General features: G+C 53.0%; 18 protein-coding genes. 11 read left to right on the top strand and 7 right to left on the bottom strand.

Annotation, left to right across the window (positions count from 1 at the left end; translation table 11 throughout):
- The first annotated feature begins 32 nt into the window (after positions 1-32).
- The 3 genes from purE (at position 33) to NXT01_RS02705 (ending at position 2358) form a co-directional block, all read left to right on the top strand.
- Positions 33-533, top strand: coding sequence for a 5-(carboxyamino)imidazole ribonucleotide mutase (purE, locus tag NXT01_RS02715; RefSeq protein WP_259077190.1), 501 nt, complete (start codon positions 33-35; stop codon positions 531-533).
- Positions 534-613: 80 nt separating this feature from the next.
- Positions 614-985, top strand: a complete 372-nt coding sequence (locus NXT01_RS02710) for a hydrogenase maturation nickel metallochaperone HypA (RefSeq protein ID WP_259077189.1) — start codon at positions 614-616, stop codon at positions 983-985.
- Between the two features lie 137 nt (positions 986-1122).
- Complete coding sequence (locus NXT01_RS02705) at positions 1123-2358, top strand: HNH endonuclease signature motif containing protein (protein WP_259077187.1); 1236 nt, start codon at positions 1123-1125, stop codon at positions 2356-2358.
- A gap of 21 nt (positions 2359-2379) precedes the next feature.
- Here NXT01_RS02705 and NXT01_RS02700 read toward each other — a convergent pair whose 3' ends face one another.
- The 6 genes from NXT01_RS02700 to NXT01_RS02675 all read right to left on the bottom strand — a co-directional run bounded on the left by NXT01_RS02700 (position 2380) and on the right by NXT01_RS02675 (position 8333).
- Positions 2380-2574 carry a hypothetical protein gene (locus NXT01_RS02700; protein ID WP_259077186.1) on the bottom strand — a complete coding sequence of 65 codons (195 nt, stop codon included), beginning with the start codon at positions 2572-2574 and terminating at the stop codon, positions 2380-2382.
- 5 nt (positions 2575-2579) lie between these two features.
- Positions 2580-3401, bottom strand: a complete 822-nt coding sequence (locus NXT01_RS02695; RefSeq protein WP_259077185.1) for a carbohydrate ABC transporter permease — start codon at positions 3399-3401, stop codon at positions 2580-2582.
- Entirely contained in the window at positions 3394-4416 is a 1023-nt protein-coding gene (locus tag NXT01_RS02690) for a carbohydrate ABC transporter permease (RefSeq protein WP_259077184.1), read from the bottom strand. Before NXT01_RS02690 ends, NXT01_RS02695 begins: the two co-directional genes overlap by 8 nt.
- Before the next feature lie 119 nt (positions 4417-4535).
- Positions 4536-5813: an ABC transporter substrate-binding protein gene (locus NXT01_RS02685; RefSeq protein ID WP_259077183.1), complete on the bottom strand. Its 1278-nt coding sequence runs from the start codon at positions 5811-5813 to the stop codon at positions 4536-4538.
- Positions 5814-6052: 239 nt separating this feature from the next.
- Positions 6053-6724: a TIGR03089 family protein gene (locus NXT01_RS02680; RefSeq protein ID WP_259077182.1), complete on the bottom strand. Its 672-nt coding sequence runs from the start codon at positions 6722-6724 to the stop codon at positions 6053-6055.
- Positions 6725-6755: 31 nt separating this feature from the next.
- Entirely contained in the window at positions 6756-8333 is a 1578-nt protein-coding gene (locus NXT01_RS02675; RefSeq protein ID WP_259077181.1) for an LCP family protein, read from the bottom strand.
- Positions 8334-8441: 108 nt separating this feature from the next.
- Between NXT01_RS02675 and NXT01_RS02670 the strand changes: the two genes are divergently transcribed.
- The 3 genes from NXT01_RS02670 (at position 8442) to NXT01_RS02660 (ending at position 11374) form a co-directional block, all read left to right on the top strand.
- A complete protein-coding gene (locus NXT01_RS02670; RefSeq protein ID WP_259077180.1) occupies positions 8442-9419 on the top strand; it encodes a glycosyltransferase family 2 protein in 978 nt (325 codons plus the stop codon).
- 165 nt (positions 9420-9584) lie between these two features.
- Entirely contained in the window at positions 9585-10676 is a 1092-nt protein-coding gene (locus NXT01_RS02665) for an NDP-sugar synthase (RefSeq protein ID WP_259077179.1), read from the top strand.
- A 398-nt stretch (positions 10677-11074) separates the two neighbouring features.
- On the top strand, positions 11075-11374 hold the full coding sequence (locus NXT01_RS02660) for a WhiB family transcriptional regulator (protein WP_310470282.1): 300 nt from the start codon (positions 11075-11077) through the stop codon (positions 11372-11374).
- A gap of 173 nt (positions 11375-11547) precedes the next feature.
- Here the strand turns inward: NXT01_RS02660 and NXT01_RS02655 are convergent, their stop codons facing one another.
- Positions 11548-11994, bottom strand: a complete 447-nt coding sequence (locus NXT01_RS02655) for a metallopeptidase family protein (protein ID WP_259077766.1) — start codon at positions 11992-11994, stop codon at positions 11548-11550.
- Positions 11995-12083: 89 nt separating this feature from the next.
- Here NXT01_RS02655 and NXT01_RS02650 point away from each other — a divergent pair, with 89 nt between their 5' ends.
- The 5 genes from NXT01_RS02650 to NXT01_RS02630 all read left to right on the top strand — a co-directional run bounded on the left by NXT01_RS02650 (position 12084) and on the right by NXT01_RS02630 (position 16685).
- The gene (locus tag NXT01_RS02650; RefSeq protein ID WP_259077178.1) at positions 12084-12512 is read left to right on the top strand and encodes a DUF3499 domain-containing protein; all 429 of its coding nucleotides are present in this window, start codon (positions 12084-12086) and stop codon (positions 12510-12512) included.
- Positions 12513-12642: 130 nt separating this feature from the next.
- Complete coding sequence (locus tag NXT01_RS02645; RefSeq protein WP_259077177.1) at positions 12643-14019, top strand: phosphomannomutase/phosphoglucomutase; 1377 nt, start codon at positions 12643-12645, stop codon at positions 14017-14019.
- A 3-nt stretch (positions 14020-14022) separates the two neighbouring features.
- The gene (locus tag NXT01_RS02640; RefSeq protein WP_259077176.1) at positions 14023-15015 is read left to right on the top strand and encodes a hypothetical protein; all 993 of its coding nucleotides are present in this window, start codon (positions 14023-14025) and stop codon (positions 15013-15015) included.
- A 43-nt stretch (positions 15016-15058) separates the two neighbouring features.
- Positions 15059-16255 (top strand): mannose-6-phosphate isomerase, class I, encoded by a 1197-nt coding sequence (gene manA, locus NXT01_RS02635; protein WP_259077763.1) that lies wholly within the window; start codon positions 15059-15061, stop codon positions 16253-16255.
- 79 nt (positions 16256-16334) lie between these two features.
- Entirely contained in the window at positions 16335-16685 is a 351-nt protein-coding gene (locus NXT01_RS02630) for a hypothetical protein (RefSeq protein ID WP_259077762.1), read from the top strand.

Genomic DNA, 16685 nt, shown 5'->3' with positions numbered 1-16685 from the left:
GAAAATCCTTTTAATGACATAAGGACGTGCATATGAAACCCCTCGTTGGCCTTATCATGGGCTCAGATTCAGACTGGCCTACAGTCGAACCAGCCGCCAAAATTCTCGCCGACTTCTCAGTCCCCTTCGAAGTGGGGGTGGTCTCAGCGCACCGAACACCAGACAAGATGCTTGCTTACGCAGAGCACGCTCACACGCGAGGACTCAAGGTTATTATTGCCTGTGCTGGCGGCGCAGCTCATTTACCCGGCATGGTCGCGGCCGCAACACCGCTACCCGTCATTGGGATACCAAGGGCACTCGATACTCTAGATGGGATGGATTCCCTCCTGTCCATCGTCCAAATGCCAGCTGGAGTGCCTGTGGCAACGGTGTCCATTGGTGGCGCAAAAAATGCTGGCTTGCTCGCTGTACGAATGCTAGGGGTAGATGACTTCGAACTTGTAGAAAAAATGGTCCAATTCCAGCGAGAAATGCGCGAGGAAGTGGAACGAAAAGATGAGCAGCTAAGATCTCGCCTGCTTGGATCCTAGATCTATTGGGGCGTCGGGTGCCCCCGACGCCCCAATAAAATTACAGGTGCTCACGTCGTCACGAATAGCGAGGCTCCACAATGACCGAGATTGAATATGCCTCCCTCATCTATCAAGCAATCAGGCCATGGACGTCTGGATATACGGTGAAAACGGTCTATGTGTGCGTCGGAGCATTCAGACGTGTGGACCCTTTTAAGCTGGAAAACGCTTGGGTATATACAACCTTTAGAACGCGAATGCGCGGCTCGCAGCTAAAAGTTCAGTGGACAGATGCCACCATCGAATGCGAGCGGGGTCATTTTAGAGTTGTAGACATAAATGATCTTGAGGACCTCGATTGCCGTTTTTGCGACTCGCCTACCATAGTCTTGTCGGGAAATGAGCTCGTGGTAAGCTTCATCGACTTGGACGGTCGCCATATCTGCGGTCCCATCCGCATAGAAGACTAAAAGGAGCATGGGCGCGGGTAGAGGGAAACTGGCTGGCACCAAGGGACTGCCCTAGCTCACGAGTAATTATCCACAGTTTTGACCGCTGTTTCGGTTTCCTGTTGTTGCCTACGTACACGGTCCATAGCGTGGATATTATGGCACCGACATTATCTCGATACGCAGAGTATGCAACCCAAGCGGCTGGTCTTCTTTTGAGCATCAAAGCAGAAACACCAACATGGGAGAAGCTTAGTGGCCTTCTAGGAATGGCTCGACATGAGGCGAGTCTTTTGATTAGGAACGCCGCATTTTTTACCCCTGAACAACTTCAGTGGGCCCTAGAATCAAAAGTTTCGATGAGTAAACTGTCTCTAATTGCCAAATATTGCAGAAAAGTGTCCAATCGAGAAATCGATCGCCAACAATTGTGCTGGCAGTTCCTTCGCGAATCTTCTTCCTCGAGTGCCGATGAAATGCGCGAGTATCTTGCCGGGTACGTTGACAAGCTCAACGAGAAGGCTAACAAGCCGCGGCGCGAGTACACCCGAATTTCCGCTATCCCAGACCACGACGGCATGCGTTATGCCATGCTCAAATTAACCGACGCTCATGCGGCGCTCTTGCAGAATATGACAGAGCAACCGGCCAAAGAAATATTAAGCCGTGGAGAGGCTTATACCCTCGAAGAGGCGCGCACGCGCGTGATCATGGCTCTGATCTCAGGGGATAGCCAGCCTCAACGAGATGACAGCAATCCTCTTGATCCCCGGTATCGGCCCTTCATCTTGATTCCTTTTGCGGAGAAGGCTTGCAACGTCGATGGCACCTTAGTTACTAGTGATGGAGTGATTGTCGATATAAGGGCCCACGCTAATACCTATCTTGCTCCTATGGGCTATGCTGCGATCGCCTCACGTCTAGAGTCTGGACATATCGAGATCAGCGAACCGATCGCCATTGAGCAGCGTTATGCTACTCAGAAGCACAGACTTACTCAGGTGGTCAGTCATTTGATCTGTGCGCATCCCGACTGCAGGATTACCGCCAACCACTGCCAAATGCACCATATTGTATGGCATGCAGGCGGCGGCAAAACGGAGAACCGTAATCTCTGTCCATTGTGCATGCGCCATAATAAACTCAACGACGACCATCCTCGGCAAACCGTACATGGGCGAATCGATATCGATGTCGATTCGGGACGCATTGGGCACCATAGAAAAGGAAAACCGCTCCGATTTAATCGCGCTCCCGCTATTGAGAAGGGCTTTGCTGCGGTGGGACGTCGAATTTTAAATTCAGATTTACGAGACGCGCGCGGACATATCCGGTGTCATTGCCACGAGTTTTTCGAATCGGTCGAGATTGATAGTGAACAGCTAAAGAGCTGATAACTAAAGTATTTAGAAAAACTAGCGGCCGCTGAATGCGCGGACGGCCACGACCGTAGTGATGACGCTAAGTAGTGCCAGGACCGCAGGCCATAACGCGGGTTCAGGTTGCAATAAATTCAATGCGGCCTGAATGACAAAGAGCACCGAGAAAAAAGCTAAGAATCCAATAATTGCTTGGTGGACTAAAGTTCTCCTCTTATTCGGGTTTTGCATATATGTTATTTCACCCCTCCCGCGGTCAGACCGGAGACGATCCGGCGCTGGAAAGCGAGGACCATGAGGATCAAGGGAATGGTCACTAGGGCACCAGCCGCCATGACGGAGGAGTAGGGATAGTCGTAGTAACTCTCGCCGGAGAATCGTGCAATAGCCACCGTGACTGGCTCAGTAGCACTCGTCGATAGTTGGTTAGCCAGCATAAATTCGTTCCACGTTGCGATAAATGCGAGGATTGCGGTGGTAAACAGAGCTGGGGCAGCTAAGGGTAACAGAATGATACGGAAAGCTTGGCTTTGCGTCGCTCCATCAATACGCGCTGCCTCCTCGAGTTCCCACGGTAGTTGGCGAAAGAAAGAGGTTAGAGTGTAAATCGCCAACGGAAGTGCGAAGGAAATATTGGGAATAATGAGAGCTTGATACTGTCCCAGCCATCCCAGATTGCCAAATAGCTGGAATAGTGGTGTTACGAGGGCAATGCCAGGGAACATGCTGGCTGCCAAAATGATCCCAGTGACGTACCCTTTACCTGCGAAATCAAGACGCGCGAGGGCATAAGCGGTAAAAACTCCAATGGAAAGCGCCACGAGTGTGGTTATCACGGAAATAAAAAGAGAGTTAACTATAGCCGCCAAGAAGTTGTTGCCCTTGTCGGTAGAGAGTGCCTCGGTGAAGTTCTCAAGTGTCACGTGCGTTGGCCATGGGGTGGTGTCGAAGGTGTGATCCTTGTGTCTGAATGCAGTGATGAGCATCCAATAAAAGGGGGAGAGACCCCACACCAAGATAAGAAGAACGCCAAAGTAGTCGCCAACATGTTTACGCATGGGAATCTCCTGACGTAGGGGTCATTATTTCTCTTTCCTCTATTGGGGTGTCGGGGGTCCCCGACACCCCAATAGAGGAGGGCAGTTTAGCTTTGCTTCCACCCAAATCAGCGCCGAGAACTTTAATCATAAAAAATGCGACCGCAAAGATTAGGAGGAAAATCATCGTCGATAATGCGCTCGCCGAGTTGAAATTATTTTGGCGCATATCTTCCACGACGAGCTGAGAGATCGTTGCGGTGGGAGAGTTGGCACTCGGCGAGATGAGAATTACCGGCAGATCATACATCCGTAGAGCGTCGAGAGTGCGGAAAAGTATAGCGACGAGCAGTGCGGGTTTGATTAGCGGAAGTGTGATGAAGCGGAAAGTCTGCCAGCGCGTGGCTCCGTCTACGCGGGCCGCTTCGTAGACATCATTGGGCACCATCTGTAGACCCGCGAGAATGAGTAGCGCCATGAAAGGGGTAGTCTTCCACACGTCAGCAATGATCACGGCCGTTCGGGCAGCCCACGGGTCGGTAGTCCATGAGATGGGCGTCGATAGGAACGTATTAACTATGCCCCGGTCGGCGAAGATGAATTGCCACAATTTCGCGGTCACAGCCGTTGGAATCGCCCACGGGATGAGGACGGCGGCGCGAATCAGTGCGCGTCCTGGTATATCTCGGTGCATAATGATCGCCATCGCAATTCCAAGGAGAATTTCGAGGATAACGGTCACGCCCGTAAAAAATACCGTATTGCCGAGGGCAGGCCAGAAGTCTGTGGCGAGCACTCCTGGGGGACACGTCGCTATTTCTCCAGATGGCAGCATGCACCGTTGCTGAATCCAGTAACTGTAGTGGCGTAGACCAGCAAACCCTCCTTCGACAAAGAGACCAGTTTGTGGGTCGAGGTGCTTATCGGCCTGAAAACTCAGGTAGATAGCCCGCATGATCGGATAGCCGATAACGATAGCGAGAACGGTGAGTGCGGGGGCGACAAGCAGGCCCGCATGGCGCGTAGGTGGAGCCACGAGACAGAGTCCTTTTTCTTGGTGCTAAAACGCTCAAACACTGCCAGAATGGGCAGGGTTTGAGCGATAGCTTAGCAGGGCTTAGGCAGCCATTACCGACGCCTCGACACAGCGGGCAACTAACCTGCTGCCCGAATGGCGGCTTCCATATCGCGCGCGGCGTCGTCGACGGACTTCCCATCCGTCAGGGCCGCATAGGCGTTATCTTGGATGGCCTTGGAAATAGCGGGGTAGAACGGGGAGGCCGGACGTGGCACCGCATTTTCTAAGGAAATCTTTAGTGCCGGCAGATAAGGATACTTCGCGATTAAATCGGCATCATCATAGATTGAAGCCAGAACTGGAGGGAATGATTTCTCTGCGAAATAACTCTGATTCTCAGCACTTGTGATGAACTCAATGAAATCCTTCGCTGTTTCTTTGTGCTTAGAATTGACGTTGATGCCGTTATTGAGCCCCCCGAGGGTGGACACTCCCACTCCAGACTTGCCCACCAGCGGTTGAACTTCCACGCGACCCGCGACCGTGGAGTCATTGTCTTGGGCCATATCGTACATATACGGCCAATTGATAGCGTAGGCGGTTTCGCCAGCAAGGAAACCTAAATGAGTTTCTTGCTCTGTTGTGGATGTTGAATTCTTAGCGATCACGCCGTCCTTATAGGCATCGACAAGCGCTTGCATACCTGCTTTAGCTTCATCCGTGGCGACGGCAGGAGAACCATCCTCATTGAGAATATGTCCGCCCCAGCCTTCGATAAAGCCAGCTGCGTTAACGGTGAGTCCTTCGTACTGCTTGAGCTGCAGAGTGAGGCACTCGACATTTTTTTCTCTGGCTAATTCGCAGGAATCGGTCAGTTCCGCAAAATTTTTGGGTGCGGTTGGGACAATCTTGGTATTACGGAACAAAAGTTGGCCGTTAGTATTCTGGGGCATCGCATATAAGGTGCCTAAGTAGGTCGCAGAGTCAACGGTTGGTTTCAGCAGTTTTGATGTATCCACCGCGAGTTCCCCTTCAAGCGGTGCAATCCACTGATTCGCCGCGAATTCGGCTGTCCAAATAACATCCAGCGCCATCACATCGATATCATCGCTACCAGCCTGTAGGTTCTGCACAAGGAAATCGCGCTGGTCACCAGCTTCGCCAGCTAGCTCTTTCATGGTTACTTGCTCGTCGGGATGCGCTTGATTCCATTTATCTACGATGGGAGCAAGCAGTTCTGTGTCTAATTTGCCAAGCGCATACGTGATCGGCCCACGGGCGCCAGCGGTAGCAGGTGTGGGGGCGGCGGAGTTTGTGGTGGTCGTTTCATCAGAGCAGCCGGCGAGCCCGAGTGACCCAGCGACGCCCAGAGCTGTAAGAAACGCTCCGATTCGGAAATTGTGACGAGTATTCATGAGTATTGCCTTTCCAGGGGATGGGGAGACTCTCCTTCAGAATCTACTGAGCATCCTCCCTACCGCGCACCCAATTACGAGTAATGGGGTGAATTTTGGGGGTGAATATCAGTGTATTTTCCAACACAGGGATTTTGCCGCGCGTGCTTTAATTGGAGTAGTCCAGCGGTTAGCAGTGATAGTCCCAGTTGATCTCTGTTCCTTTACCCCCGCGAATTGCCCCCATTTTCTCAATATGTCTAGAGATCTAAAGAGACTTTTTCGCTCTCTCGTATATGGGCCAGCCGCTCAGCTGACACCAGGCCATTGATTAGGACGACGCTGCCTAATGCCGCAAAGGGGGAAAGGATGGCCTGATTGAAGCCCTCTGCATCTTTCCACCCTCGACTAAGCACACGAGCCTCGTGGGGAATTGTATGGTGGGCGAGAGTTTTCAGGTCGGGGCTGGGTTGTGAGAATGAATCGCCATGGTAGCGAACGGTAGGGCCGAAATCAATGGCGCCCTCGGGCAAATCGCTCCCTATTTCCTTCACCCCGCGGCCAAAGGGGTCGTTGGTGACCAAGACAATATCACCATCGAATTCAGCGCTAAATGAGCGTGGAGGCGCAAAGATTACGTCAGCTGCATCCGGGTCTGCGAAAGGCTCGTGTGGGTCGAGAAAACGATAGGGAATCGAGGCCGTAATAGAGCCGAGAGCAATGCATACCGCTTGCCACGTGCTAGGCAGCGCGATGCCAACTGTTTCGGATTCGTTGAGATCGAGCTCGTCGATAAGCATATTTGCAACCTTATTAGCCCAATTATCGAGAGTTTGAGCAGAAAAGTCGAGCCGAGCTCCAGTGGTCTCGTCGTAGGTACTCAGACGTGGGATTGCGGAGTTGGCTGTGATAAGAGGGCTGAGTAACGGCACAAATGATCCTTGAAGGTCTAGTGGTGAAGGGCTAGTTAACGCAGCGTGGGCTATCGCCACCTGCATCGATCTGTGGGGAGTCCGCAGCATCATTGACGACGCTTCCAGGATCGTTGCTTTCTGGCTCTGCGGTATTGCTGTTCACGGGGGCACCCGGTTCCCCAATTGGGGCGGAGTAGTCACCCCCGGCGATCACGACGATCCCCTCATACGCGAGCTCAGGATCCTCCACTACCGGCACTCCGCCGAGAGCTTTGGCGATCTTGCGGGCAGTTGAGTCGTTGAGGTTTCGGGTGATTACCTGGGTGCGATCGTAGCGGCCTATCTCAGCATTACCCACGTCGGCAATGGTGAAGCCTTGTTCGGTAAGGTAAGCGCCAGCGCCAGCTGCGAGTCCGGACTGTGCTGAAGCATTCAGTACCTGGATGGGCGTCGGATCTTTCTCAGCGGGACCCTCGTCGGCCGCCGGAGCATCGGCTGGGTCGGCCGGTTCTTCGTCGGTACCAAGAAGCGCCTGGAAAAAGGCTTTGACCTCGTCGGGGTCAATCGTAACGACAGATTCACCATAGTCTCCGACACCGTCGATATCGGCCACTGGAATGGTATTGAAACGCACATTACCCCCAGCCAGATCCTGCAATTGGGTGGCAAAGCTTATCACATCCCAGTCTTCGTCGATCACCACTGAGCGGGTGACAGCTTGACCTAGCTGGGCTAGTTTACCCGGGCTCGTGAGGGTGCCCGTAGAGAGAACTTTATTGACGAGAGAGGCCATATACGCTTGCTGACGAACGATGCGGTCGAGGTCGCCTCGGGGCAGTCCATGTCGTTGGCGCACGAAAGCCAGGCCGCTACCACCAGAGAGCGTCTGGACTCCAGCAGGGAAGTCGGCGCCAGAGAATTCGTCGTAGACGGCATTGTTAAGACAAACATCGACTCCACCCACAGCATCGGTGAGCAAAACAAAACCCAGCAAACCAATTTCCGCATAATGATCAATGGTGACTCCAGCTAGGTTAGTAACAGCATCAATTAACCCATTGCGACCAGCCTGCTTGGATTGGCTTTCGAGTTCTTGCTCGTCGACAATTCCAGCATTAAAGAGTTCGGTGCGTTTGATTGCCTTATAGCCGGCGTACACACCGTTAATTTTGATATTGCCCAGCTCAGGGTCTGCGATATAGGTGTCTCGTGGAATGGAGATCGCAGTGGCTGATGTCCCATCATTGGGGATGCGGATGAGCATGATGGTGTCAGTATTATCGGCTTCTTCGTCGCCAGCGTGTAGTAGCTCGATCTCTTCAGGGGTGAGGGGATTGCCTTGCGCATCCGTGCGTGAGTCGGATCCGACAAGGAGGATATCGATAGCGCCATCGAGTTTTTCTTCCTTGACTCCCTGGTCGCCGCCAAGTTCGAGTGAGCCTGCGGATGCGACGGAGTTTCCCACACGCCCCACAGTGGCGTAGCCCACGCCAGAAATCGTGAGGACCGCAGCGGAGATAAAGGCGAGCAGCACCTTAACTACCCCAGGGCCTTGCTGGGCGGTTTGGGGTAGGTAATGAGGGGCGGGGCTGATATCGCGGACGGGGCGCTTTGGGGTGGTGCTCACGGTGGTTAAAGTCTTCCTCGATCGAGATTTAATAATGGTGTTGAGTTTAGCCGACGCGACACGCCGCGAGTACCCGACGGGCGGGTTCGGGCACTAAACTTAGGCCTTGTGAATGAGCCGATTGCAGTAGTGACAGTGACGTTTTCCCCAGGGGTATATCTGAAGCGATTTATCGACTCCCTTGAATCGGCCACAAGCGACGGTTATGAACTCATTCTGGCCGATAATGGGTCTGTCGACGGGGCGCCTGAGCGCGCTGCAGCTGACAATACGAGGATCACTTTCCTGCCCACTGGCGGAAATCTCGGCTATGGGAGCGCCATAAACGTCGCCTATGAGCATCTGCTCACGCTTCGTGAACGCCGTGAACGCCGTGAACATGATGAACGCTCCGAACACAGAGATATCAACCACGGAGATATCAACCACAGAGCAATCAACAGCGAGTATTTTCTCATTTCTAACCCAGATGTGGAATTTCAGCCAGGTAGCATCGACGCTCTGCTTAACTGCGCCCGTCAGGCGCGGGAGCGGGGAGAAAAAGTGGCTGCTGTCGGGCCTCTGATTAGGCAGCTGGATGGGACGGCGTATCCCTCGGCACGTGCGATCCCGACATTATCTAATGGGATCGGACATGCCCTCTTTGCCTCTATGTGGCCCGATAATCCATGGAGTAGAGCTTATCGGAATAATGCAGTCATGGATCGGCAGCGAGAAGCTGGGTGGCTGTCGGGTTCTTGTTTGCTGGTGAGCTTCGATGCCTTTGCAGAGGTCGGTGGTTTTGATGAACGGTACTTTATGTATATGGAAGATGTGGATCTAGGCGATCGCTTCGCGCGTGCAGGCTATGTCAATATCTTTTGCCCCGACGCCGAAATAACGCACGCAGTAGGGCATGCGGCAAGCAAATTGCCTGAGAAGATGTTGCCAGCACACCATGATTCGGCTTATCGCTTCCAAGCTGATCGGCATCCAGGTTTCGCAAATCTGCCGATTCGATTTGCCCTGTGGTTGGGTTTAAGGCTGCGATCAATAATTATGGTTCAGGCTGCGCGTCACCGCCGCGATGGTGTCGATGGTGGGTAGCATAGCCATGATAACGCTAGAAAGGCTTCTCCTTTCAAGCCTTGGATCAAGGCTTGGTCTAGTGCTTGGTCTAAGGCTCGGTCTGCAGCGGGTGGTCGCGCGTTGCTGGGATATGGGCGGATGCAATTTTTTAGCGTTGAAGAACAATGAGGAGGTTTGAGGAACGTGGATGGATCGGCGGGATGGGGCGAGACAACCGATGCTGTTGTTCTTGTCGGCGGCAAGGGTACCCGGTTGCGTCCTTTGACGACGCACACCCCAAAGCCTATGCTGCCAACGGCAGGAGTGCCGTTTCTCGCACACCTTCTGGCTAGAATTAAGGCCGCAGGGATTACCCACGTCATCTTAGGAACCTCCTTCAAAGCCGAGGTTTTTCAAGAATATTTCGGTACCGGCGAAGAGTTTGGTCTAGAGATTGAGTATGTCTTTGAGGAAACCCCACTTGGAACGGGTGGCGGTATCCGCAATGTCTATGAAAAACTGCGCCACGACAATGTCATCGTTTTCAACGGTGACGTCTTAGGTGGCACAAATTTGGAGGCCATTCTCGAGGCTCATAGAGCTAAAGACGCCGATCTCACCATGCACCTCGTTCGAGTGTCGGATCCACGGGCGTTTGGATGCGTGCCCACAGACTCCGCTGGTCGAGTGTTGAAGTTTTTAGAAAAAACTGAAGACCCGCCAACAGACCAGATCAATGCTGGCTGCTATGTGTTTAAAAAAGAAATCATCGAGCAAATACCGCCCAATAGAGTCGTGAGTGTGGAGCGCGACACCTTCCCTTTGCTTTTGGAGCAAGGGCGAAAATTTTACGGATTTGTCGATACCGCGTACTGGCGAGATATGGGCACCCCGGACGATTTTGTGCGCGGATCCTCTGACTTGGTGCGCGGAATCGCTTATTCGCCACTCCTGGCAGGTAAAAATGGGGAATCCCTGGTTGATCCTTCAGCGCTCGTGCGAGAGGGCACGCTTTTACTGGGTGGCACAGTCATTGGGCGCGGTACCGAAGTGGGAGCCGGGTGCCGTTTAGATGATGTGGTTGTTTTCGATGGAGTCACCATTGAACCTGGTGCAATCATTGAGGATTCGATCATTTCACACGGGGCTCATATTGGCGCCAACGCCCGCATCAAAGGTTGCGTTATCGGTGAGGGTGCTCAGATCGGTGCCCGCTGTGAGTTGTTAACGGGGATGCGGGTATGGCCCGGAGTGGTCATTCCTGATGGTGGAATTCGTTTTTCCTCCGATAGTTAGAGCGGTCGCTGCAGTAGCGCTGCCTATTCGAGGAGCACTAATTAGTGCTATGGCCTGATGCTATGGCCGGGTGTTTTTTAAGGGTACTTGCGATAATTATTGGGGGTAGGCACAAGATGTGGTACCCCCATAGTGACCCCCGCGATGCGCCGGCATGTTAAAGCTGTGGCGTGTGTGATCTATGAACTGCATAAATCAAAATGCTTCGCAGGAGATGCGCTCTTTAGCTTGACGACATCTTGTGTCACCGTGTTGAATCTCAAGTATGTTATTTGCCAGGCCTCGCTTCGGCGCATACGCAAAGAATTGTGCTATGTAGGCGCAAGTCTCTCCGCGTGGCGAATATACGCATAAACCGTTAAAGACTTATTGATTTACTATGAGCAAAGGAGGCTGGCGTGGAAGATTTCGCTGGCAACGCCGCGCCTCATCCCCGCTCGCACCGCGATCTCGGCCTCGATTCTCTATTCGACGCCATCGAACAAGAGTGGCAGGAACAGGCACTGTGTGCTCAAACCGATCCTGAAGCTTTTTTTCCCGAAAAGGGTGGATCTACCCGCGAAGCAAAGCGTATTTGCCAAGCATGTGAAGTGAAAGATGACTGCCTCGAATACGCTCTCGCCCACGATGAGCGATTTGGAATTTGGGGTGGACTCTCGGAACGTGAACGCCGCCGCTTAAAGCGAGAGATTAGTTAGACGCCACCCCATATGCTCTCGTGAAGAGAACTAACGGTGCACACATCCAATTTAAGCCTCCACACCCTCGTATACGAGGCAGGGGGCTATTATTAACTCTCCATTGAGGTGTCTTCAAAGAATCTCGAGGGGTACCCCATATCTATCTATAGGGGTCGAAAGTGCTTGAGGCCTCACAGGGGAAGATCATCCGGGGTGAGGTTGAGATATTCGGCGACGAGTCGACGAAATATCGTTGTCAGTACTTCATTAAGTTCTAGACGCGAATCTACACGCTGCTCAATTGGCATGCGGAAAAGCACAATTCTCGCTCTGGTCGCATGGCCGTCGCGATCCACGCCCGCCGAAATCAGGCGTGCTAGGGGTACAGGCCCATCGGCCACGATATCGCGTGGAAAGGCCTGAAAATCAGTATTCAACCGCATCCGAGGAATAATGTCCACCGCGATATCTAACATGCTTAGCTGGTCGAAATAGTGTTCCTGAAAAGGGGCGTAGGCGTTTAAGATATCAGCATCAAAAAGCTCGCGGCGGTTCCGAAATCGGGGCAGCGCGGGCGGCAAAAGCGGACCGCGAACGCCATGTCCGTGTCGATCGCGTCGAATTTTTCCCTGGTGCATACCGTTTAGGGTATCGGGATCGAGCTTCTGGATGCTAAGGGCGCGCCGTAGGATGAAAAAGCTCAAGTAAAGGATTAGACTTGCCAGTTGTGAATCAGATTCGTCGTTGCTCTCGCCCAGGCTGCGGTCAGGTGGCCGTAGCGACGTTGACCTATGCCTATGCACACTCCACCGCCTATGTCGGTCCCCTCATTGCCAACAGCGATCCGCATTCCTGGGACCTATGCGAGCGACACGCCGCTAAAATTACTGCTCCAAAAGGCTGGGAGATGGTGCGCGTTGATGCCCCCGAGATTGGCGAAGATGATCTGACCGCCTTAGCTGAGGCTGTCCGAGAACAAGGCAGGCTGCAATCTGGTTTATTACAAGAGGCTCAACTCAATCAATCTCCAGGGGCCGAATTGGCTCCACACCATCCAGCCAAACGTGGTAAAGCAAAGGCTGCCGAAAAAGCACAGCGAAGAGCTCACTTATCTCTCGTGCCTGATGCCGAAGACACGAGCAGCGACGCGGATTAAGCAGATTCAGAAAATTCTTAGCCTAGTGAAGAACTAGCGCACACTCTCTGCGCATCGTAGAATGGTGGATTGTTTTTAATCGCTTGCGATTAGTCATCGCGCCCTAGTCTTAAGAAATCAGGTCCACGTTATGCGCTCCCGGGAATCTATTGAGGCTGTGATCAAGGCTTACGACGTCCGCGGGGTCTACGGTGAAAGCCTAGACGCCCACCTCGTTAAGGATATCGGTGCTGCCTTTGGATACCTCGTACGTACAATGGGCCAGGAGAAAATCGCGATCGGTTACGATATGCGTCCTAGCTCCCCTGAATTATCTCGTGCATTTGCCGAAGGTGCAGCAGAACAGGGTATAGACGTGGTGATCGTGGGGCTCAGCTCCACTGATCAATTATACTTTTACTCGGGGCACTACAATTTAGCTGGTGCAATGTTTACTGCATCCCACAACCCGGCCCAGTATAACGGCATCAAAATGTGCCACGCTGGAGCGAAACCGGTAGGCCAAGAGTCCGGTCTAGCCGATATTACCGAGATGCTGCTCGAAGGGATTCCTCCCTACCATGGTCCTCTAGGGGCCATCGACACAGAAGATTGTCTCGAGGACTACGGCAATTACCTCAAAGGCCTGGTGGACCTGAAGGATATACGCCCCCTGACGGTAGCCGTAGACGCAGCCAACGGTATGGCGGGCTTAACGGTGCCGGAGGTTTTCTCCTCTCTTCCCATCGACATTAAACCTCTCTACTTCGAACTCGATGGAACCTTCCCTAATCACGAGGCGAACCCCTTAGACCCGAAGAATCTCGAGGACTTACAAGCTTTTACTCCGAAGGTTGGCGCAGATATCGGGCTTGCCTTTGATGGGGACGCCGACCGGTGTTTTGTCATCGACGAAAAGGGACAATCAGTGAGCCCTTCCGCCATTTGTGCACTTATTGCCGAGCGTTATCTCGAGCGGTACCCGCAAGCAACCGTGATCCACAATGTCATTACTTCCCGTTCGGTGCCGGAGATTATCGCCGAAAACGGGGGGAGAGCAGTGCGCACCAGGGTGGGACACTCCTTTATTAAGAAAATAATGGCAGATGAGGGAGCTGTATTCGGTGGTGAGCACTCAGCGCACTACTACTTCCAAGAATTCTTCCATGCTGACTCCGGTCTACTTGCCGCCCTCCACGTTCTCGCGGCTTTGGGTTCCACCGATCAGTCGTTGAGTGAGATGATGGCCAAATATCATCGCTATCACGCCTCTGGGGAGATCAATACTCGCCTGAGTTCCGCAGCTGAACAGCAGCAACGCACGCAGGCAGTCCTCGAGGCCTTCGCCGAGCGGATTGCTGCGGTTGATGAGCTCGACGGAGTTAGCGTCTTTTTAAAGGATTCGCCAGCCTGGTTCAATATTCGTGCCTCCAATACAGAGCCCCTGTTGCGGCTCAATGTCGAAGCCCCCACAGCACAAGAGGTTGATAGTCTGGTAACAAAGATCCTTCAGATTATCAGGAGCTAACACATGTCGGACTACGATCCGCTCGCCGTCGCCTTTTACGATATCGCCCACGAAGGCGCCTATCTACGCGCACTCGCATCGGCTATCGAAGAAGGAGTCCAGCTGGCAGCGGAGAATAATCCTCGGCCGACCTTAGCCACGTTCGTCGGAATGCGACCGCGCAGCGTGGTCATAGTGACTGACCATTCGGTTGCCAGAGAGTGCGCCTTATTGGCCGTGAGCTTCTTTAACCCGCTGCCGTGCCCTGTTGTTGTAGTGGACCATATTCCCGGATATATTGGCGCGCTGGACGTGGTGATCATCCTTAGCAATGGGGGCCTTGATACTCCCGACAGCGCGCGCCATGTCAATCAGCTGCTCGCCCGAGGGATCGATGTGGTGCTTGCTGTCGATGCCCACTCTCCGCTGCTTGCCGACGTTGCCCCCGGAGCTATTATCATCCCCACCGTGCCCACACACGAAGGTCTGAGTCTGATGAGACTGACGGGTACTGTTATGGCACTCTTTGAGTTGGCGGATTCTGAGGCGCTGATTGTCGCACAGAAATTCAAAGATCTGGCCGATGGTATCGATGCCGAGTTGCAGGCATGTTCACCTCAACGCGACCGTACGGAGAATCCGGCTGTAGCTTTAGCGGATCTATCCGGTTCCATTATTCATACAACACCTTCTACAGAGCAACCAGGCGATTATGAATTAGTCCAGCTTATCGCCACATTGTGGACATCATATGGGCGGGTAAGTGCGGCTCTGGGAGCCGCAGATATGCAGCTAGCCGCTGGATATAGAGCAAGAAACCGTGAGCGACCAGTCAAAGATATCTTCTATGACCCATTCCTTGATGATCCTGTCACAGCTCCAACACTGACAACCATCATGTGGAATGCAACCGACGAAGTGGGCGCCGGGGTCGTTACAGAACGTGTTACCGAGCGTGGTCTCGCAGCTCAATTGCAACTGAGCGTCAGAGCCTATGCTGCTACCGTGTACTTTTAAAATCCTTATCATCTAACGAGACGGAGAATCCTACCCTATTATGATGCTGCCCTTAGATCCTCCCACCCAGGCGTACCCGTGGGGTTCACGAACCCTCATTGCTCAACTCAGAGGAGAAACAGAGCCAAGCAAACACCCAGAGGCGGAACTCTGGTACGGCGCCCACCCCGCACTCCCGGCGCGAGTCGACGGGCAGAAACTGGATGAACTTATTGCTGAGGACCCCGCGGCTCATCTAGGTGTAGATATAGCGGAGAAGTTTTCTGGCGAGCTACCTTATTTGCTGAAAATCCTAGCCGCAAATGAACCGCTGTCTTTGCAGGCGCATCCATCTGCACACCAAGCCCGCGAAGGCTTCGAGCGGGAAAATGCCAGTGGTATCGATATCCGTGATCCGCACCGTAATTACCGCGACCCACAACCAAAACCGGAACTCTTAGTCGCACTGACAGAATTTCACGCGATGGCGGGCTTCCGACCGCTGAAATTAACAAGAGAATTGCTTCAAGCCTTGGCATGTCCGGAGCTAGACCGCTATCTAGCGATATTAGGTGACGATGATAGCACTCCAGAAGAGACAGGCTTGAGAGGACTATTTACCACCTGGATCTCCATCCCAGCTCCAGCCCGCCGCACCCTCATTGCAGCGATCGTAGAACGAGCCCGAGCATTTATCCGGGACATGGAGAACCACCCAGTGGAAGAAAATACCTGGATGGTTGACGCCGCGAGAAATATTGTCAATCTCCATGAGCACTACCCAGGTGATGTGGGAGTGCTGGGTGGTTTACTCCTTAATTATCTCGTTCTGCAGCCCGGGGAGGCTATCTTTCTGGACGCTGGAAATCTCCATGCATACTGCCGTGGGATGGGAGTTGAAATCATGGCCAACTCCGACAATGTCTTGCGTGGTGGCCTCACATCTAAACATGTGGACGTTCCAGAATTGGTCAAGGTGCTGCGCTTTGAGTCTCTAGCAGAGCCTACGCTCAGAGATCGTGACGGGCGCTACGAGGTCAATCTTGATGCCTTCGATTTACACCGCTTTGATATCGTCGACACGCGCACAGTATCTCTGAGCGGTCCACGCATCGTTCTTTGTACGCAGGGCGAAATAACAGTTGGTAACGGAGACGCCGAGCTAGATTTGACACCCACTCAAGCAGTGTGGATCTCAGCGGCTGACCCTTGCGAGATTAAGCTGACCGGGTCTGGGCAGGTATTTGTCGCCCGAGCCTAGAAGGGCTTGATAATGCGATCGACTACGACTACAAATCAAGATACAAATAGGTACCAGCTCGATGCGGAAGGACGTTGATATGCACGCGTGGGATCATGAAATCTTCAATGAAGAAGTGGTCACTTCTTTCCTTGACGAGCTTGCTATGCTGGACGAGTCTGAGATCGCGAGCAATATTCACGATGCAATTCTCCTAGGGCTCGATGACCAAGGCAGTGATGATGAGTTCATTATTGGACTCGCCGCCGCAACGATCGTGGCTATTTGGGCTTCGGCTCCTTATACCGATGGGGAAGTGGTAGAACACTATCCTTTTATACGAGAGCTTATCGGTCATGGTGATGAGGAGCTTCGTGAAAGCGCCAGCTCGATTCTCGAATTAGCGGAAACCGATCTTGATCTCGATGTCTATACTGAGGCGCTGACCTAG

Source organism: Corynebacterium sp. ES2775-CONJ, assembly GCF_024814515.1.
In the GTDB taxonomy this organism is placed as follows: Bacteria; Actinomycetota; Actinomycetes; order Mycobacteriales; family Mycobacteriaceae; genus Corynebacterium.
Note: the sequence above shows the minus strand (reverse complement) of the source record. Positions and strands in the feature narration are given on the sequence as shown.